This is a genomic window from Nonomuraea sp. NPDC059023 (assembly GCF_042740095.1).
Classification (GTDB): domain Bacteria; phylum Actinomycetota; class Actinomycetes; order Streptosporangiales; family Streptosporangiaceae; genus Nonomuraea.
Genome location: NZ_JBHYIO010000053.1, coordinates 16,934 through 34,218, shown reverse-complemented (window position 1 = coordinate 34,218; position 17,285 = coordinate 16,934). Strand labels below are relative to the sequence as shown.

The 17,285-nt window shown below is 72.8% G+C and carries 17 protein-coding genes; 8 read left to right on the top strand and 9 right to left on the bottom strand.

Annotation, left to right across the window (positions count from 1 at the left end):
* Nucleotides 1-4 precede the first annotated feature (4 nt).
* Complete coding sequence (locus ACFWYW_RS52000) at nt 5-1,390, top strand: FAD/NAD(P)-binding protein (RefSeq protein WP_379619806.1); 1,386 nt, start codon at nt 5-7, stop codon at nt 1,388-1,390.
* Here the strand turns inward: ACFWYW_RS52000 and rph are convergent.
* Entirely contained in the window at nt 1,384-4,089 is a 2,706-nt protein-coding gene (gene rph, locus ACFWYW_RS51995) for a rifamycin-inactivating phosphotransferase (protein ID WP_379619808.1), read from the bottom strand. The genes ACFWYW_RS52000 and rph overlap by 7 nt on opposite strands.
* A 97-nt stretch (nt 4,090-4,186) precedes the next feature.
* On the opposite strand from rph, the gene ACFWYW_RS51990 reads away from it, so the two are divergent.
* The 3 genes from ACFWYW_RS51990 to ACFWYW_RS51980 all read left to right on the top strand — a co-directional run bounded on the left by ACFWYW_RS51990 (nt 4,187) and on the right by ACFWYW_RS51980 (nt 5,871).
* On the top strand, nt 4,187-4,783 hold the full coding sequence (locus tag ACFWYW_RS51990; protein WP_379619810.1) for a TetR/AcrR family transcriptional regulator: 597 nt from the start codon (nt 4,187-4,189) through the stop codon (nt 4,781-4,783).
* A 104-nt stretch (nt 4,784-4,887) separates the two neighbouring features.
* Nucleotides 4,888-5,172 carry a hypothetical protein gene (locus tag ACFWYW_RS51985; RefSeq protein ID WP_379619812.1) on the top strand — a complete coding sequence of 95 codons (285 nt, stop codon included), beginning with the start codon at nt 4,888-4,890 and terminating at the stop codon, nt 5,170-5,172.
* A 75-nt stretch (nt 5,173-5,247) separates the two neighbouring features.
* On the top strand, nt 5,248-5,871 hold the full coding sequence (locus ACFWYW_RS51980) for a maleylpyruvate isomerase family mycothiol-dependent enzyme (protein WP_379619814.1): 624 nt from the start codon (nt 5,248-5,250) through the stop codon (nt 5,869-5,871).
* A gap of 6 nt (nt 5,872-5,877) precedes the next feature.
* Here ACFWYW_RS51980 and ACFWYW_RS51975 read toward each other — a convergent pair whose 3' ends face one another.
* From ACFWYW_RS51975 to ACFWYW_RS51955, 5 genes are read right to left on the bottom strand one after another with little or no spacing between them, the layout of a single operon-like run.
* Nucleotides 5,878-7,422 (bottom strand): hydantoinase/oxoprolinase N-terminal domain-containing protein, encoded by a 1,545-nt coding sequence (locus tag ACFWYW_RS51975; protein WP_379619815.1) that lies wholly within the window; start codon nt 7,420-7,422, stop codon nt 5,878-5,880.
* A complete protein-coding gene (locus tag ACFWYW_RS51970) occupies nt 7,419-8,492 on the bottom strand; it encodes a DUF917 domain-containing protein (protein WP_379619817.1) in 1,074 nt (357 codons plus the stop codon). Before ACFWYW_RS51970 ends, ACFWYW_RS51975 begins: the two co-directional genes overlap by 4 nt.
* A 19-nt stretch (nt 8,493-8,511) precedes the next feature.
* Nucleotides 8,512-8,994, bottom strand: coding sequence for a RidA family protein (locus tag ACFWYW_RS51965; protein WP_379619819.1), 483 nt, complete (start codon nt 8,992-8,994; stop codon nt 8,512-8,514).
* A gap of 5 nt (nt 8,995-8,999) precedes the next feature.
* The gene (locus ACFWYW_RS51960) at nt 9,000-9,308 is read right to left on the bottom strand and encodes a DUF6092 family protein (protein WP_379619821.1); all 309 of its coding nucleotides are present in this window, start codon (nt 9,306-9,308) and stop codon (nt 9,000-9,002) included.
* Entirely contained in the window at nt 9,305-9,862 is a 558-nt protein-coding gene (locus ACFWYW_RS51955) for a nitroreductase family protein (RefSeq protein ID WP_379619823.1), read from the bottom strand. Before ACFWYW_RS51955 ends, ACFWYW_RS51960 begins: the two co-directional genes overlap by 4 nt.
* A gap of 131 nt (nt 9,863-9,993) precedes the next feature.
* Here ACFWYW_RS51955 and ACFWYW_RS51950 point away from each other — a divergent pair, with 131 nt between their 5' ends.
* The 3 genes from ACFWYW_RS51950 (at nt 9,994) to ACFWYW_RS51940 (ending at nt 13,859) form a co-directional block, all read left to right on the top strand.
* Nucleotides 9,994-11,499, top strand: a complete 1,506-nt coding sequence (locus ACFWYW_RS51950; protein WP_379619825.1) for a PucR family transcriptional regulator — start codon at nt 9,994-9,996, stop codon at nt 11,497-11,499.
* 62 nt (nt 11,500-11,561) lie between these two features.
* Nucleotides 11,562-13,193 (top strand): DUF885 family protein, encoded by a 1,632-nt coding sequence (locus ACFWYW_RS51945; protein ID WP_379619827.1) that lies wholly within the window; start codon nt 11,562-11,564, stop codon nt 13,191-13,193.
* A 30-nt stretch (nt 13,194-13,223) separates the two neighbouring features.
* Nucleotides 13,224-13,859: a class I SAM-dependent methyltransferase gene (locus ACFWYW_RS51940; RefSeq protein ID WP_379619829.1), complete on the top strand. Its 636-nt coding sequence runs from the start codon at nt 13,224-13,226 to the stop codon at nt 13,857-13,859.
* Here the strand turns inward: ACFWYW_RS51940 and ACFWYW_RS51935 are convergent.
* Complete coding sequence (locus ACFWYW_RS51935; protein WP_379619831.1) at nt 13,848-14,294, bottom strand: peroxiredoxin; 447 nt, start codon at nt 14,292-14,294, stop codon at nt 13,848-13,850. The genes ACFWYW_RS51940 and ACFWYW_RS51935 overlap by 12 nt on opposite strands.
* Before the next feature lie 9 nt (nt 14,295-14,303).
* Complete coding sequence (locus ACFWYW_RS51930) at nt 14,304-15,182, bottom strand: helix-turn-helix domain-containing protein (protein ID WP_379619834.1); 879 nt, start codon at nt 15,180-15,182, stop codon at nt 14,304-14,306.
* A 25-nt stretch (nt 15,183-15,207) separates the two neighbouring features.
* Between ACFWYW_RS51930 and ACFWYW_RS51925 the strand changes: the two genes are divergently transcribed.
* The gene (locus ACFWYW_RS51925; protein WP_379619836.1) at nt 15,208-16,032 is read left to right on the top strand and encodes a phytanoyl-CoA dioxygenase family protein; all 825 of its coding nucleotides are present in this window, start codon (nt 15,208-15,210) and stop codon (nt 16,030-16,032) included.
* On the opposite strand, the gene ACFWYW_RS51920 is transcribed toward ACFWYW_RS51925, so the two are convergent.
* Nucleotides 15,972-17,174 carry an ROK family protein gene (locus ACFWYW_RS51920; RefSeq protein WP_379619838.1) on the bottom strand — a complete coding sequence of 401 codons (1,203 nt, stop codon included), beginning with the start codon at nt 17,172-17,174 and terminating at the stop codon, nt 15,972-15,974. The genes ACFWYW_RS51925 and ACFWYW_RS51920 overlap by 61 nt on opposite strands.
* Nucleotides 17,175-17,285: the final 111 nt, after the last annotated feature.

The following is a 17,285-nucleotide window of genomic DNA, read 5'->3' as shown; positions in this document are numbered from 1 at the left end:
CCCCATGAGAATCGCCATCGTCGGAGGCGGGGCCGCCGCGGTCGCCCTGCTCGACTCCCTCGCCCGGCTGGACGCGCGGCCCGCCTCCGTCACCGTGTTCGAGCCGTCGGCGCGGCTGTGGAGCGGGCGGGCGTACGGGCCCGACCTCGACGCCGTGCGGGTGAACGCGCCGCCCGTGATCATGTCGATCCGCCACGGCGACCAGGGGCACTACGCGCGCTGGCTCGGCGAGCGGGCGGCGGCGCACCTGGACGAGCGGCTCGGCGCGCCGCTGGTACCGCGCGCCCTGTACGGCGAGTACCTGCACGAGGTCGCCACCGCGGCGGCGGCGCGGCTGCCGGTGGACGTCCGCCGCGACCGGGTAACCGGCGTCTCGCGGCGTGGCGCGGATCTGGTGGTGCGCACGTCCGGCGGCCACGAGCGGGCGGTGGACCGGATGGTGTTGTGCGTCGGCAGCGGGACTCCGCACGATCTCTTCGGCCTGGCGGGCACGCCCGGCTACGTCCCCGATCCCTACCCGCTCGCCCGCACCGTGCGGGAGGTGCCGCGCGACGGCGCGGTCGCGGTGATCGGCAGCGGGCTGACCGCGGTCGACGTGGTGGTCGCGCTCGCGTCGGCGGGCCACGCGGGCCCGATCACCCTGATGTCGCGCAGCGGCGTCCTGCCCCACGTGTGGCAGCGGCCGGTCCGCCACGAGCCGCGGCACCTGACGGCGGACCGTCTGCGTGAGGTCCGCACGACCGGCGACGTGGCCCGGCTGGTGCGCGCGGAGCTGGACGAGCTGGGCGAGGACTTCGACGCCTTCGCCGCCGACCTGCTCGCCACCCCGCTCGACGATCCGGTCGTACGGCTGCGCCGCCAGCTCGCCGCGATCGACGCCCCGGAGCTGGGCCGCCGGATCGTGCAGCAGGCGGCGCACACGCTCGGCCCGCTGGCCTGGAGCGTTCTGGAGGACCGCGACCGGCTGACCGGTGCGCACCACCGCACGGCCGTCAGCGTCAGCTCGCCGATGGTGCCGGTGAACGCCGTCCGGCTCGACCGCTTGCTGGCGGCCGGGCAGCTCACGCTCGCCCGCGGCCCCCGCGCGATCGTGCCGTCGCACCCGGGCTTCCACATCACGACCACCGGCGCCGACCGGCATGCCGACATCGTGGTCAACGCGGTCAACCCGCCGCCGCACGCGGTGCCCGAGGCGGCCGCGTCCCTGGTCGCCTCGCTGCTGGCCGAGGGCCTGGCGGCCAGGGGCCCCGGGGGCGGGCTGGAAACGCCGGCCGGCACTCCGCTGCACGTCGTCGGCGATCTGGCGGCGGGCGGGACGTTCGTGACGTCGAGCATCCCGGCGGTCGCCGCCCAGGCCGCCGCCACCGCCCAGGCCCTGATCGGTCAGTAGCCGGCGGCCCGGCCGATCCTGCGCGGGTCGGCGACGCCGTCCGCGACATCTGCCGATGGGTCAGGGAGGATCTCGACGTAGCCCTCGGCGCCGTTCACCCGGATGAGCTGCCCGTCCTTGATCCGGCTGGTGGCCCCCTCGACGCCGGCGACCGCGGGCAGCCCGTACTCGCGGGCCACCACCGCGCCGTGCGTCATCACCCCGCCGACCTCCATGACGACGCCCTTGACCGAGACGAACAGCGGGGACCAGCTCGGGTCGGTGAACACCGTGACGAGGATGTCCCCCTCGCGCACGTCGGCCTCGGCGATGTTCAGGATGACCCGCGCCCGGCCCTCGACGACGCCCGACGACACGGCGATGCCCGCCAGCGCCCCGTCCGGCAGGCCGCCCGCGTCGTACTCGCCGCTGATCACCTCGCCCTCGGAGGTGATCACCCTCGGCGGCGTGAGCTTCCCGAACGTCTCGTGCTCTTCCCGCCGCCGCTCGATGAGGGCCGGGTCGAGGCCGCCGGTGCGGACGGCGTCCCTGAACTCCTCGATGGACAGGTAGTACACGTCCTCGGGCGCCCTGATGACCCCGCGCGCGACCAGCTTGGCCGCCTCGTCCATGAGCGCCCGCTTGTAGATCTCGTAGCGCAGCAGCAGCGAGTGCTTGGAGTATTCGCGGTAGCCGATGAAGTGCCGGATCAGGCTCATCTTCCTGGCCGCCTTCCTCGCCTTGCGCGCGCCGCCGGGCAGCTTCCGCAGGCGGTCGAGCAGGTCGGTCATGGCGCGTTCCGCCTCGGCGCGGCCCCGCTCCGCCTTGCGGCGGCGCTCGCCGGGCGGGAAGTTCCTGACGCCGCTGAGCAGGAGCGGGACGAGCAGCGTCGGATCCTCGCTCCAGCGGGTCCTGGTGAGGTCGATGTCGCCCGCGCAGTGCATGCCGTACCTGCGCAGATAGTCCTTGATCGCGGCCTGTACGGCGGAGCCGCCCGCGAAGGCGGCCAGCCCGTCGAAGAACGTCTCGCGCCCGGCCGTCTCCAGGTAGCGCACGATGTCCGGGTGCCCGCGCACCACGTCGGCGACGTCCAGCAGGTCCAGTCCCATGGCGGCCACCACGTTGTGGTCGGCGGACTGGGCGACGGCGTCGGCGGCGTTGGAGACGCCCAGCCAGGCCTTCATGTGCTTGTTGACCCAGTTCACCGACTGGATGCCGAGGAAGGCCGCCGCCACGCTGCGCGGGTCGAACGTGAGCTCGGCCAGCACCTCGTGGTCGGCTTCGATGCGGGCGAACAGGTCCTCGCCCGACGCCCCGTCGATCTCGCGCCGCAGCCGCTCCACCGTCTCCTCGGTGTGCGCGATGAGCGCGGGCACGACGCCGGGATCGTCCTCGCGGGCCAGCTTGAGGTACTGCCGGACGATCGGCAGCGGGCCGCCCGCGCCGAAGTCCAGCATGGAGGTCCTGCCGCGCGCCAGCGAGGCGGCGAAGTCCTTGCGCTTCAGCACGGCGCGCAGGGCGTCGGCCATCAGCACGTCGACCTGGTCCAGGCTCTTGAGCGTCGCGGGCCTGGCCCAGAACGAGGTGAGCTCGGCTGAGACGTCCTTGTAGAAGCGGTTGCCGGCCACGACACCCGCCGTACGGCCCAGCTTGTCGTGCAGCAGCGCGAAGAACGACAGCCCCAGCGGCGCGAAGGCGTCGGTCATCATCTGCCGGTGCCCGTAGGAGATGTAGACGTGGTTCTTGCCGTCGGCGGCGGGCGGCACGGGGTAGAGCGTGGTGATCGGCCGGCTCTGCAGGATGTGGAACTCGCCGTCGCGCAGCGCCCACTCGATGTCCTGGGGCGCGCCGAAGTGCGCCTCGATCGTCCGCCCCAGGGCTTCGAGCCGCAGGATCCGCGCGTCGTCGAGCGTCTGCGCGTGCTGCCTGGCGGGTTCGACCGGGCGTTCCTCTGTGCCGCCGTCGGGCCGGGCACGCAGTTCCTTCGTCTGCACGGCGATCTTCGTGTCGATGATCCGGCCGGATCTGACCCGGTAGTTGTCGGCGTTGACCAGCCCGGAGACGAACGCCTCCCCCAGCCCGAACCCGGCGTCGATCGAGACGACCGCGCGGTTGGCGGAGACCGGGTCGGCGGTGAACATGATGCCCGCCGCCTCGGGGAAGACCATCTCCTGGACGACCACCGCCAGGCGGACCGCCCGGTGGTCGAAGCCGTTCCTGACGCGGTACGCGCTCGCGCGGTCGGTGAACAGCGACGCCCAGCACCGCCGGACGGCGTCGATCACCGCGTCGGCGCCGCGCACGTTCAGGTAGGTGTCCTGCTGGCCGGCGAAGGAACTGGACGGCAGGTCCTCGGCCGTGGCGCTGGAACGCACCGCGCAGGGCACGTTCTCGCCACCCATCCGGCCGAGGCGGGCGACGATGTCGTACCGGATCCGCTCGGGGACGGGCAGGTGCTCGATGGCGGCGCGCAGGCGGGCGCACGCGGCGGCGAGGCCCTCGCGGTCGTCGGCGCGCAGCCCGGACAGCGCGTCGATCAGCGCGCCGATCGACGGCTCGCGCTCCACGACGTCCAGGTAGGCGTCGGTGGTGACGCAGAAGCCGTCCGGCACGCGGACCCCGGGGACGGACGACAGCTCGCCGAGGTTGGCGCCCTTGCCTCCGGCCAGGCCGATCCGGGTCTTGTCGATGTCGTGGAAGCCGAGCACGTAAGCACTCATGACCGTTTCCTGTCTCTCTCGGGATAGCCGGTTACGATACAGTACAGCTCTGTATTGTAACTAGGCACTATGCTCCCGCCCGAGGAGGTACCTGGACATGACCGACACCGCGCACACCTCGCGCTCCCCCGGGCGGCCCCGCAGCCAGAAGGTGGACGCGGACGTGCTCGCGGCCGCCCTCGACCTGCTGATCGAGCGCGGCGCCGCCGACACCAGCATCGAGCGGGTCGCCCAGCGCGCCGGGGTGACGCGGGCCACCGTCTACCGCAGATTCCCCGACAAGACGACGCTGCTGATCCAGGCCATCGAGTCCGCGCACCAGGACCACGATCCCGAGGCGCTGGAGTGGCCGGACACCGAGCACATGCTCGACGACTGGGCGCGCTACCTGAGCGAGCCCCGCAACCGCCGCATGCTGCGCCGGCTCTATGGCGCGGTGGACGACTACCCCGAACTGCTGCTGGCGTACCGGAACTCACACGGCGGGCGGCGCGCGGCGGCCGAGCACGCGGCGCTGCTGCGCACCCGCGAACTCGGGCGGCTGCCGCCCGAGCGGGACGTCCAGGTCGTCCTGGAGATGCTCAACGGAGCGATACTCCACCACCTCGGCGCCTACCCCGACACCCAGCCCCCCGAGGCCGTCAAGGCCTACTTCCTCGCACTGCTCCGCCAGGTGGGCTACCGACCGGCCTAGGCCGCCGAATGCCTGGCCGGCGACATCGACCGGCGCCCGGCGAGAGTCCGAGAACTCGGTCCAATCCGCCCCATGTCGAACACCTGTTCCTATATAATGATCGCATGGAGCTGAAACCGAAGGGTTTGCCCGATCTGTGGCGTCCGCCGATCGTGGAGTACGCGGAGGCGATGTTTCCGGTGGCCGACAGCGGCGAGGCGCGCTACCTGCTCGCCTGGGGCGACGACCGCGACGGCGAGCGCTGGGGCTATCTGCTGTGGCGGCCGCAGACGCTCGACACCCACGAGGGCGTACGGCACAGCGGCCACGTGCGCTGGGTGCACTGGCAGGACATCCGCCCGGTGGCGGGGGAAGACTACGAGACCGTCCCGGTGTGCGATCCCATCTGACCGCTGAGGGGCTGTCGATTCTCCGGGTGCTCACGCGTCATGAGGCGTGAGCACGCATCGGAGAAAGGCAGAACCATGACCGACATCCAGGCGGCCATCGCCGCCGAGCGCCGCGACCTGGCCGCCCTCCTTGCCGGGCTGACCCCCGAGCAGTGGCAGACGCCCTCGCTGTGCGCGGGCTGGCGAGTACGCGAGGTCGCCGCCCACCTGTCGATGGCCTTCAGGTATTCCACGCCACGAGTCGTCCTGTCCATCCTGCGTGCCCGCGGCGACTTCCACCGGGCCTGCGACCGTCTGGCCAGGCGCGACGCCGCGGCCATGGACACCGGGCGACTCGTGGCGGCCCTGAGCGACAACGCCGGGCACCCCTGGACCCCGCCGGGCGGCGGGCCCGCGGAGGCGCTGCGCCATGACGTGATCCACGGGCTCGACATCACGCTCCCGCTCGGGCTGGACAGGAAGGTCCCGCCGGATCGCCTCCTGCCGGCGATGCCCGCCGACCTGACGGCCAAGAGCGTCACGTTCTTCGGCGCCGACCTCGACGGGGTCCGCTTCGCCGCCGACGACCTCGACTGGAGCGCCGGCACGGGCGACCTGGTCAGCGGCCAGGCCCAGGACATCCTGCTGGCCGTCACCGGCAGGAAACTGCCCGCCGGGCGGCTGTCCGGAGCCGCGGCCGCCCGTTTCGCCGGCTCATGACCACGGTCAGGTCAGCGGGCCGGTCGCCTTCACCTGGACGCGGACGCTGTCGCCGGGCAGGTAGGAGATGGGGATCTCGGTGATGGCGGTGATGCGCGTGCCGGCGGGGTCGGCTCCGGCGCGTACCGCGGCGTCGACGGCGGCGCGCCTCGCGGCTTCGAGGCAGGCCTCGCGGCCGCCGTCGGAGAACTGGTAGGTCCGGTCCAGCGTCCCGGACGCCTCGGCGATGGCGGCGCCGATGGCGTTGGCGACCGCCGCGTACTCGTGGCGGTGCACGACGCTGACGCCCGGGATCTCGTCCGGGATCAGGTGCGCGCCGCCGCCGACGGCGACCAGCGGCAGGTCGGAGCGGGCCACCTTGATGCGGTCGGCCAGCCTGCCGATCCGCTCGTCCACCCAGGACAGGGCCTGGTCGACGAGCGGGCGGGACACGTCGGCGGCGCGGCCCGGCTCGCCCGCCGTCAGGCGTCCGGCCAGGACCGACACGTCGGTGAGGGTGAGCGTGTCGCCGCCGAAGACGCGGGCGCGTTCGGTCAGCCGGTGCGCGACGCTGTCCGGCCCGATCCGCAGGTCCAGGTCCGCGTAGACCACCGTTCCGCCGCCGAGGCCGACGGAGATGAGGTCGGGCATGCGGTAGTTCGTCCGTACGCCGCCGATCTCGACCGGGAGGGCCGACTCGCGCGGGAAGCCGTTGACGAGCATGCCGACGTCGGTGGAGGTGCCGCCGACGTCCATGATGATCGCGTCGGCCAGCCCGGACAGGTGGGCGGCGCCGCGCATGGAGTTCGTCGGGCCGGACCCGATCGTCATGACCGGCCGGCGTGCCGCCTCCGCCGCGCTCAGCAGCGTGCCGTCGTTCTGCGTCATGTAGATCTCCGCCCGCAGGCGGTGCGCGGACAGCGCCTGTTCGAGGCCGGTCACCACCTCCGCGCCGACGAAGCGCAGCGCCGCGTTGAGTGTCGCGGAGTTCTCGCGTTCGAGCAGGCCGAGGCCGCCGATCTGGTGTCCCAGGGTGACGGGGAAGTTCTGGCCGAGTTCTTCGGCGAGGATCTGCCCGGCGCGGATCTCGTGCTCGGGGTTGGCCGGGGAGTGCACGCCGGTCAGCGCGATGGCGTCGACGGTGGTGCCGCAGGCCTTGGCGAAGGCGCGCACGGCGTCCTCGTCGAGGGGGCCCATCGGGCTGCCGTCGAACTCGTGGCCCCCGCGCACGACCGCGCTGTACGCGCACACCAGCTCGGCCAGGTCCCGCGGCCAGTCCGCCAGCGGCGAGATCGACATCGTGGCCGGGGCGCCGATGCGCAGCACGCCGACCCTGGCCAGGTTGTTTCTGGCGATGAGCGCGTTGACCGGGTGGGTGGTGCCGAGCATCACGTGGCTGACGTCGGCGGGCCGTACCCGGGCGAGCACGGCGGAAAGGCCAATCCCGATGCCGTCGAAGAGCGTCGCGGTCGTCGGGGTCTTGTGCCACGTCACGACCTGCCCGGCGGGGTCGATGGCGACGACGTCGGTGTTGGTGCCGCCGACGTCGATGCCGATGCGGATGGTCGTCATCGGGTCCCTCCGATGGGCACGAAGTCGAGGTCGTAGCCGAACGCGCGCGGCCCGGCCAGCGCGAGCCCCTCCGGCGTGTGCCACTGCGGCAGCGCCGGCATCGCGATCACGTGCAGCCGCTGGCCGTAGGCGACCGCCTCGGTGGTCATGGCGGTGCCGGTCTCGGTGTCGAGCAGCGTGATGAGGTCGGGGACCATGGCCTTCGGCTCGCCGTCCTCGAAGGCGATCAGATTCTCGTTCTGCACTTCCACGCGCATGGCGCGGCCGGGGTCGTCGAGGTGGGTCAGCGTGATCGTGCCGCGGGCCCAGCCGCCGGTGGTGCGGCGTTCGATGTCGGCCACCTTGCCGGTGAACAGGATCTCGGCCTCGCAGAACCGCAGGAACTCCGCGTACGCCCCCGCCCTGCCCTCCTGGATCGCCCGGATCCTGCGCCCGATCTCCAGGCAGTAGGTCAGCGAGCCGTTCGCACCGAACCGCGCGCACTCGCCGGCGGTGACGGCATAGGCGCTGACCACCGCGAGCATCCCCATCTGCGCCACGCACGAGCGGGCCAGCTTCTCGCCGGTGGCGTTGTCGACGGAGTCGAAGAACACGTAGTTGCCCATGGAGTCGGCCATGGTCATGGGCGTGGAGGAGAGCCCGGCGAGGGTGAACAGGCTCATCTCGATCTGCGGGAACGCGCGCCTGATCGCGTCGGCGTCCACGCAGGGCAGCCCCAGCTCGGCGGCGACCACGAGCGGGAACAACGAGTTCAGGCCGCCGTTCTCCAGCGGTAACACCGCCACGCCCGTGCGGCCGAGGTGGCTTTCCAGGGCTCTGAGGACCCGGCCGGCCTCGTTGCCGTTCGGGAACTTCTCCACGACCACCGTGGGCGCCCCGACCATGCAAATCGGCAGGAGCAGGCCGTCCGGGTCGAGGTCAGCGGCGTTGACGATCTCGATGGGGCCGTGCTTGGCGATGGCCTCGCGCAGCATGATCTTCGCGATGTAGGGGTCACCGCCTCCGCCGGTGCCCAGGACGACCGCGCCGAGCGCGAGGTCCTCGACGTCGTCGAGCGTGATGCTGTTCACGAACCCACCTCCTGATGGTTCATCCGTCGATCTCCACTTCGGCTTCGATCTCCACGGGAATGCCGAACGGGAGCGAAGCGACTCCCACGGCCGAGCGCGCGTGCGACGCGCTCTCCTCCGGCCACAGCTGGTGAACCAGGTCGGAGAAGCCGTTGATCACCGCGGGCATGCGGGTGAAGCCCGGTGCCGCGTTGACCATGCCGAACACCCGCAGCCAGGCCGTCACCCTGTCCAGGTCGCCGAGGGCCGCGCGCAGGCTGGTGACCATGTGCAGCCCGGTCGTCCTGGCCGCCGCGTAGCCCTCCTCGACGCTCACCTCGGCACCGACCCGCCCGGCCGGGCCGTCCACCGACCAGTCGGGCAGCAGCGGCCCGTGCCCGGACAGATAGGCCCGGTTCCCCCGCACCCGCACCGACGGGAAGGGCAGCCGCAGCCCGTCCGGCGGGATGAGCGGCGCGGGCAGGACGAGGCCGAGTTCCCTGATGCGTTCCTCGACGCCCATCCCGCTCACACCCCCTGCGCGCGGGTACGGCGCAGCGCCTGCTCGGCGAACTCGGCCACGTACCGCGACATCCAGCCGGTGAAGGCGGCCTGGTCCGTCATGGCCAGCATGCGGTGGGCGGCGAAGTCGGCCCGCGCCCGCCGCAGGAAGTCGTCGTCGTGATCGGCCATGATCCCCATGAGCCGGTCGGCCGCGTCGAGCATGCGGAACGCCGACAGCAGCCTGGTCTCGTCCAGGGCGAGCGGCGCGCTGCAGACCAGCACCGTGACGGTCTCGTAGAGGGCGCGGTCCAGTTCCTCGCCGGCCGCGGTCATCGCGCGCCGTCCTCGAACGCGGCGCCGAAGGCGTTGTGATGCAGCCCCGAGCTGAATCCGCGCACCGCGGGCGAGGCCGTCTCCTTGGTGACGTAGCCGACGGCGACCGTCACGTCGGGGCGGATGTGCGCGGGCAGCCCGAACAGGGCGCGGACCGCCTCGTCCGCCCAGCTGGTGACGGTGCAGATGCCCAGGTCCAGCGTCTGCGCCATGAGCGCGAGGTGCGCGCAGGCCGCGCCGGAGTCCAGGCGGCTGACGTGCTCGACCATGCGCGGGCCGCCGTTCGTGCCGGCCTGGTCGAGGTCGGTGCACAGGGCGAGCATGGCCGGGGCGTTGTTCAGGAACCCCGGCAGCACCTGCCGCGCGGTGGCCAGCAGCGCCGGATCGTCGGCGACGACCACGTGGCGTACGCCTGAGCGGGCCTGCTGGGCGCGGGCCGCCGCCCAGGCCATCCGGCCCAGGACCTCGGCGGGCACCGGGCGGTCCTCGAAGATCCGGTGCATACGGCGGCGCCGCATGCCGTCGGCGACGTCGAGTGGCTTGGCATCGATCATGTGCGCTCCCTGGGGGGTTCGGGAAGGTTGTGCCTGACCCTAAGCCGGGCCGGACAAAAGGGATATGTGCGATAGCACATCTCAAATACGCATCTTGTGCACATCGCACATCGGGGACTACCGTGCGGCTGATGACGGTGGTCCGCGAACTCCTGCTCAGGCCCGACATCGGCCGGGCCGTCACGGTGCTCTGCGACGCCGGGCACTCCCGCGACATCGCGCAGGTCACGCTCATCGAGGACATGCGCGCACTCCCGCCCGCCCTCCACGGCCAGGCCGGGGTCTGCACCGGCAGGGTCTCCGACGAGATCAACCCCGACCTGCTGGACGTCGCGGTGCGCTTCGCCGCCGGCGCGAACGTGGCCGCGCTCGCCCTGGTCGGGCTGCCCCCCGACCGGCCGCTGCCGCTGACCGTCAGCAGGCTGGCCGAGCGGCGCGAGCTCACGCTGCTGTCGGTGGAGCGGGGCACGGACCTGGCGCGGCTCGTGATCGCGATCGAGCAGGAGCTCACCCTCGGGCCGATGCGCACGATCTCCCGGGCGGCCGCCGCGCTGACCGCCCTGGACCGCGCCGAACCCGGGCCGGACCCGATCGGCGAACTGGCCGCGCTGGCCGGGCGCGAACTCGGCCTGCCCGTCACCGTCGAGCAGCGCCCCGACGGCGAGGGGGCGCCGGTGACGGTCGCCGGGGCGGTGCGGGCGCGGCTGCGGTGCGCGCCGGCCGGGGACGCCTCCGACGCGGTCGTCCAGCTCGTGCTGCACCGGGCCGCCTCGCTGGCCGGGCACACGATCGAGCAGGCCCGCCGTACCTCGGAAGGACCGGCCGCGTCGCGGGCGGCACTGCTGGCGGAGCTGCTGCTGAGCGCGCCCGAGGACGCCGGGCCGCTGCTGGCCAGAGCGCGGCGGGCGGGCTTCGTCGTCGACGGCTGGCACACCGTGATCCACATCGAGCTGGACAACCTCGACAGCCTCACCGGCGGCGAGGCGGCGCGCCACGAACTCACGGTCGAGGCCCGCCGCCTGGCGCTGCAGGCCGCCTTGAACGACGGCGCGGACTGGCAGCGCGCCGACGCCGGCAGCGCGCTCACGCTGGTGCGGACCGACCGGTCCGAACCCGCCGCCACCCAGCCGAAGGCGCTCGCCCGCACCGCGAGCGCCGTCCTCGCCAGGCTCAAGGAGCAGTTCGCCGGCCTGCGCCTGTACTGCGGCGTCGGCGGCTCCTACCAGGGGCTCGAAGGCCTGCAGACCTCCGCGACCGAGGCCCGCGCCGGCGGGGCGGCCGCGCGTACCGCCCGCCACCAGGACCGTCCGCTCGCCTTCCGCGACCTCGGGTTCCGGCGCGTGCTGCTGCAGTGGTACGCCATGAACAGCTCGCGCGTCGTCGTCGACCGCCTGCTGGCCCCGCTCGACGAGCTCGGCCCGCGGCGCAAGGACGAGGCCATCCGCACGCTCCAGGCCTTCCTCGACCACCCGGGCTCACCCCGCGACGCGGCGGCGGCGCTCGGCGTGCACCGCAACACCGTCGCCAACCGGGTCAAGAGGCTGCTCGACCTGCTCGACATGGACGGCGACAACGCCGACCACCGCCTCCTGCTGCAACTGGCCTGCCGCGTGGCCGCCAGAGCGAGCCTGGAATAAAGGGTTCGCGAGCCCGATAGCCTCGGGGTCCGGGGGCCGGACGAACAGAAGGTCGGTATGAGATGACGGCGGAGAAGCTCGGGGATCTGGCGGAACGTTTCTGGGGGTGGCGGGTCGCGGCCGCTCCCGACTCCGGCGACGACATCACGAGGGTCGAGCGTCCTCCCGGCTGGGTGCCGGACTGGTCGGCGGCGGCCGTGGCGGCCCGGCGGGACACGTGGCGTTCCTTCGACGCGGAACTGCGCGCGCTCGACCTCGACGGGGCGCCCGTCGCGGTCGGGGTCGACGCCCGGCTGCTGGGGTCGGCGCTGGCCCGGGTGAGATGGGAGCTGGACGTCCTGCGGGCCTGGCAGCGCAACCCCTGCTTCTACCTGGACCAGGCGTTGGTGGCCGTCTACAACCAGCTCCTGCCGGCGCCGCCGTTCACCGTGACGCGGGCCGCCTCGATCATCGCCGCGCTGGACGCCGTCCCCTCGGTGCTGGCCCAGGGCCGGGAGAACCTGGCGGGCCACGCCGCGGCGCCGTTCGCCCGATCGGCGCTGACGCTGCTGGAGAACGCGGGCCCGTCCCTGAGCACCGCGATGTCCGCCCTCGCACCGCTCCTGCCGGACGACGCGCGGCTGAGCGAGACGACGCGGGCGGCCGTGCGCGCGCTCGACGACTTCGCCGCCTGGCTGCGCGAGCACCTGCCCGCCTTCCACGACCGCACCGCCGTCGGGCCCGGCGCGCTGGCCTTCTTCCTGCACGAGGTCGCGCTCCTGCCGTACGGCGCGCGGCAGGTGCGGGCCATGGGGCGCCAGGAATGGGACCGGGCCGAGGCGCTGGAGGCCGCGCTCCAGCACCGTCACCGCGAGGTCCCCGACCCCGCCCTGCCCGCCGGCACCGCCGCCCTGGCCGAGACGGAGGCGGCGGACGAGCTGGCGTTGCGGGCCTTCTACACGGACTCGGGCCTGCTGAGCCAGCCCGCCACCCTGCGCCGCTACCTCTTCGCCGAGATGCCCGCCTACCTGGCGCCGCTGTCGTGGCTCGGCGTACCGCACGAGATCGGCGTCGAGTCGCGTCCCGGCGCCGACGCGATCAGATACGTCGAGCCGCCCAGGCCGGACCTGCCGTACTTCGAGCTGGCCGCCGCCCGCGATCCGCGCGTCCAGCTCGCCCACGAGGGCGTCCACGCCCAGCAACTGGCGCTGTCGTGGCACCACCCCGATCCGGTACGCCGCCGCTACTACGACTCGGCGCCCAACGAGGGCATCGCCTTCTACCACGAGGAGCTCATGCTGCAGGCGGGGCTGTTCGACGGCTCCCCGCACAGCGCCGTGTTCGTGGCCAACGCCATGCGGCTGCGGGCGCTGCGGGTGGAGGTGGACGTCGCGCTGGCGCTCGGAGATCTCACGCTGGACCAGGCCGCGGACGTCCTGGCCGACGCGGTGCCGATGGACAGGGCCACGGCGTGGGAGGAGGCCGTGTTCTTCGCGGGCAACCCCGGGCAGGGGCTGAGCTATCAGATCGGCAAGCTGCAGGTGCTCGACCTGCTGGCCGTCACCCGCCGCGGCCGGGGCGCGGCGTTCGATCTCGGCGCCTTCCACGACCGGCTCTGGCTGGAGGGCAACGTGCCGCTGTCGCTCCAGCGGTGGGAGACGCTCGGCCTCACCGACCATATCGAGGAGGCCGATCGGCTGGCGAAGCAAGGGTAGCGGGGCCTCAGGGCCGGGACGGATGTCGCCATGAATTGGGGCCCTTCGGACGTCGTGCGGGTCTGGGACGCGCGCGCCGACCACTATCTGCGCCTGTTCCGCCACGAGCTGGCGGGCAAGCCCTTCGACCTGGAGGTCCTGGACGCGTTCGCCCAGCGGGTCGGCGACGGGGGCAGGGTGTGCGACGCGGGCTGCGGGCCCTGCGGTCACGTGACCGCGCTGCTGGCCGCGCACGGTCTGGACGCCTTCGGCATCGATCTGTCGCCGCGTTGCGTGGAGCTGGCCGGAGGCGAGCAGCCCGGATGCCGGTTCGAGGTGATGGACCAGCGAGCCGTCCCGCCGGCGCTCGACGGCCTGGTGTCGTACTACTCCCTGCACGACCAGCCCAAGCGCGAACTGCCGAGCGCACTCGGCGCGTGGGCCGCGGCGATCCGTCCGGGCGGTCAGCTCCTCGTCGTCGCCAAGGAGGGGTACGGCGACGGCGTCATCGCCGATCCGCTCGGCGGCGAGCTGCGGGTCTACTGGGCCGAGTACACCGCGCCCGAGCTGCGTGCCGCGGCCGAGGCGGCCGGTTTCCTCGTGGACGACGTCACCGTCCGCGAGGCGTACGAGGACGAGATCCCCACCAGGCGGATCTACCTGTCCGCCACCCGTTCAGGCTCTTAGCGCTTCCAGGGCCTTGTCGGCGTGGACGGACATGCGGATCTCCGACTTGATCACCGCCAGCACGCGGAAGTCGGTGCCGATCACGAAGGTCTGGCGTCTGGTGGGCGCCAGGGCCAGCCCCCGCCGGACGCCGAACCTGCCGGTGACCGTCCCGTCCGGGTCGGACAGGAGCGGGTAGCCGAGCCGGTGCGTGTCGGTGAACTCCCGCTGCCGCGCCACCTCGTCGGTGCTCACGCCGACCGGCCGCGCCGACACCTGCGCGAACTCGGCCGCCAGGTCGCGGAAATGGCACGCCTCGCGCGTGCAGCCCGCGGTCATCGCCGCGGGGAAGAAGAAAAGCACCACGGGACCGTCCGCCAGCAGGTCCGACAGCCGGCGCGGCCGGCCCGTCTCGTCGGGAAGCTCGAAGTCCTCGACGAGGTCGCCCGTTCTCATGCGACGACCTTACGTCCCGCCGGCCGACCGGTACTCGGTGGGGGTCTGGTCGTGGGCCTGGCGGAAGGCGCGGTAGAAGCTGGAGCGGGTCTGGAAGCCGCTGGCGTGCGCGATCCGGTCCACGCCCCAGTCGGTGCCGGACAGCAGGCGGCGGGCGTGGGCGAGGCGGAGCTGGGTGACGTACTGCCAGACGGGCATGCCGAGCGCCTGCTTGAAGGCCAGGGCCGCGTAGGTGGGGTGGACTCCGGCCGCCTGCGCGATCTCCTCCACGGTGAGGTCGCCGGTGTAGCCGCGGGCGATGACGGCGAGCATGCGTTCGGCCGAGCGGGCCTCCACGGCGCCGGTGGCCGCTCGCCTGCCGGTCGCCAGGCGGGCGAGCCTGGCGTGGAGCTCCAGCAGGCAGATCTCGGCTTCGCCGGCCACCGGGCGGCGGCCGAGGCGCAGCTCCTCCTCCCAGCGGCGCATGAGGAAGCGGTCGTGGGCGGATTCGCGGGCGGTGCCGTACAGGAAATGGCCCTGCAGGAGGCGGTCGAGGGCGCTCTGCAGGGCGGGCTGGCCGATGACGGCGCTCAGCGGGACGGTCACCCAGAGGAAGTCGACGTCGCGCTCGGACACCAGCCGGTGCGGGTAGCCGCCCCAGAAGACGGCGAGCCTGCCGCGCGGCAGGTCCACCGCGCCCGCCGCGGTGGTGTAGCGGGCGGTGCCGGACAGGACGAGGTTGAACTCCAGCTCGGGGTGGATGTGGGAACGCGGCATCGGTCCCGAGGTCACGTGGAAGGCCCGCAGGCCGATCACCTGGGCGAGGGGCACGACCTTGAGAATACGCGACTCCTTGCCGATGCCGTGTGGATGCCCGGCGGGGGTGCGGCGCAGGAGGGTGGAGACCACACCCCTTGATGCGGAGGTAGGCACCATGTCCGAGCTCGACGACTTCATGTTCGACCTCAACGGCTACCTGATCCTGGAGAACGCGGTCGATCAGGACCTGCTGGCGCGGCTCAACGCCGAGTTCGACGCCTTCCCGCGCGATCTGGCCCGCGGCGAGTGGTACCGGGGCGGCCAGCGGCGCGACTACACCCCGGAGACCGGGTTCGAGCTGCACCAGGCGGTGGCGGCGGGGCGGCCGTTCGAGGAGCTGATCGACCATCCGAGCTGGTTCGAGCTGGTCAAGCACTACGCGGGCGAGGAGGACAGCTACATCCCCGGCGTCTTCATCGACGAGACGATCGCCTCGATCAGGGAGTCGGGCGGGCACCATCCCGTGCACTCCGGCGGCTACCGTACGGCGCTGCGCTGCGGCTACCGCTACGACCACGGCGTCTTCCGCTGCGGCCAGGTCAACATCATCCTCGCGCTCACCGACATCGGGCCGGGCGACGGCGCGACGATGGTGGTGCCCGGCTCGCACAAGTCGAACTTCAGGCATCCGCTGGCCGGCGACTACGCTCGCGGCGACCGGATGGACACCCTGCCCGGCGCGATCCCGGCCTACCTCAACAAGGGCGACGCGCTGCTCTTCGTCGACGGGCTGATGCACGGCGGCTCCACCCGGACGAACCCGGGTGAGCGCCGCGTCCTCATCTACCGCTACGGGCCCGTCTGGGCCGGCAGCCGCTACGGCTACGCCTACGACGACGCCTGGCTGAAGGAGTTGCCGGAGCGGCGGCGCAGCGTGCTCTACCCGGTGCCGCGCGTCCACGTCGGCGACCCCTGCCCGGCCGAGCCCGGCGACCGCTGAGCGCCGGGGTCCACGTCGTCGGAGAACAGGTGGCGGTCGTGGTGGGCGACGGCGTACTCGATGGCGCCGAAGACCACGCACTCCTCCCCCAGCGTCGAGGCGCGGACCTCGGGCATGCGCATGCACACGCGTTCGAGGCGCTCGCGCAGCGGCGGCAGCAGGACGTCGGCCGAGCGGGAGAAGCCGCCGCCGAGCACGACGACCTCCGGGTCGAGCAGCAGCACCATGGCGGCGGTGCCGACGGCCAGGTCGTCGACGAAGCGTCCGACGCAGTCCAGGGCGACGGGGTCGCCGTCCCTTGCGGCCGCGAGCGTGTGTCCCGCCGCGTCCTCGGGCGGCACGTCGGCGGGTACGGCGGGGCAGGCGTGCAGGTGTTCCGGGGCGTCGTACCAGCGCGCCTCGGGCAGCATGGCGATCTCGCCGGCGGCGGCGCCGTAGCCCCGGTGGAGTTTGCCGTCGATGATCAGGGCCGATCCCATGCGCCGCCCGATGTGCAGGAAGACGACGTCGCCGGCACCGCGCGCGGCCCCGCGCTTGGACTCGGCGAGTACGGCCAGCCTGCTGTCGTTCTCTATCAGCACCTCGCACGGGAACATGCGGCGCAGCTCGGCCGCCAGGTCCAGGCCGCGCCAGGCGGGGATGGCGGCGGAGAAGACGACGCGGCCCTCGGGGGTGACGACGCCGTTGGTGCCGACGGCCACGGTCCAGAGGTCGGTCATGCGTTTGCCGCTCAGCGCGAGGCAGCCGTCCACCGCGCGCTCTATGGCGGCCAGCCGGTCGGCGAGCGGGGCTTCGGGCAGGACGGGCTGCCGGGTCTCGGCCAGGACCTCGCCGTCGAGGTCGGCCAGCGCGGCGCGGACGTTGTGCGCGCCTATGTCGATGCCCACCAGGTAGCCGCTGTCGGCGCGGAAGCGGTAGCGCCGGGCGGGGCGGCCCATGCTGCCCGCGGTCGGCGCGACCTCGACGACCCAGCCGAGTTCGATGAGCTCGTCGACGACGTCTTTGGTGGAGGGTCTGGACAGGCCGGTCCGCTCGGCCAGGGCCGAGAGCGTGAGCGGCCCGGCCCCGCGCAGCTCGCGCAGGGCCGACAGCGAGTTGAGCTGTCTCAGCCGGGACAGGTCACCGCCGCGAAGGTTCGTCATCGTCCTCCCTAATGGAGCTTTCCTGGTTATGTGAGCAGTATGCCAGTGCGCACTTCGGCTCGTTTTCCCTGGTTTTCGCTACGAAATCGGCATTGACCGGCTGATTGCCAC

What these genes read in the sequence shown, in the direction of transcription:
- ACFWYW_RS52000 (WP_379619806.1), top strand. Translation starts at nt 5, where the DNA reads ATGAGAATCGCCATCGTCGGAGGCGGGGCCGCCGCGGTCGCCCTGCTC.
- rph (WP_379619808.1), bottom strand. Translation starts at nt 4,089, where the DNA reads ATGAGTGCTTACGTGCTCGGCTTCCACGACATCGACAAGACCCGGATC.
- ACFWYW_RS51990 (WP_379619810.1), top strand. Translation starts at nt 4,187, where the DNA reads ATGACCGACACCGCGCACACCTCGCGCTCCCCCGGGCGGCCCCGCAGC.
- ACFWYW_RS51985 (WP_379619812.1), top strand. Translation starts at nt 4,888, where the DNA reads ATGGAGCTGAAACCGAAGGGTTTGCCCGATCTGTGGCGTCCGCCGATC.
- ACFWYW_RS51980 (WP_379619814.1), top strand. Translation starts at nt 5,248, where the DNA reads ATGACCGACATCCAGGCGGCCATCGCCGCCGAGCGCCGCGACCTGGCC.
- ACFWYW_RS51975 (WP_379619815.1), bottom strand. Translation starts at nt 7,422, where the DNA reads ATGACGACCATCCGCATCGGCATCGACGTCGGCGGCACCAACACCGAC.
- ACFWYW_RS51965 (WP_379619819.1), bottom strand. Translation starts at nt 8,994, where the DNA reads ATGGGCGTCGAGGAACGCATCAGGGAACTCGGCCTCGTCCTGCCCGCG.
- ACFWYW_RS51960 (WP_379619821.1), bottom strand. Translation starts at nt 9,308, where the DNA reads ATGACCGCGGCCGGCGAGGAACTGGACCGCGCCCTCTACGAGACCGTC.
- ACFWYW_RS51955 (WP_379619823.1), bottom strand. Translation starts at nt 9,862, where the DNA reads ATGATCGATGCCAAGCCACTCGACGTCGCCGACGGCATGCGGCGCCGC.
- ACFWYW_RS51950 (WP_379619825.1), top strand. Translation starts at nt 9,994, where the DNA reads ATGACGGTGGTCCGCGAACTCCTGCTCAGGCCCGACATCGGCCGGGCC.
- ACFWYW_RS51945 (WP_379619827.1), top strand. Translation starts at nt 11,562, where the DNA reads ATGACGGCGGAGAAGCTCGGGGATCTGGCGGAACGTTTCTGGGGGTGG.
- ACFWYW_RS51940 (WP_379619829.1), top strand. Translation starts at nt 13,224, where the DNA reads ATGAATTGGGGCCCTTCGGACGTCGTGCGGGTCTGGGACGCGCGCGCC.
- ACFWYW_RS51935 (WP_379619831.1), bottom strand. Translation starts at nt 14,294, where the DNA reads ATGAGAACGGGCGACCTCGTCGAGGACTTCGAGCTTCCCGACGAGACG.
- ACFWYW_RS51925 (WP_379619836.1), top strand. Translation starts at nt 15,208, where the DNA reads ATGTCCGAGCTCGACGACTTCATGTTCGACCTCAACGGCTACCTGATC.
- ACFWYW_RS51920 (WP_379619838.1), bottom strand. Translation starts at nt 17,174, where the DNA reads ATGACGAACCTTCGCGGCGGTGACCTGTCCCGGCTGAGACAGCTCAAC.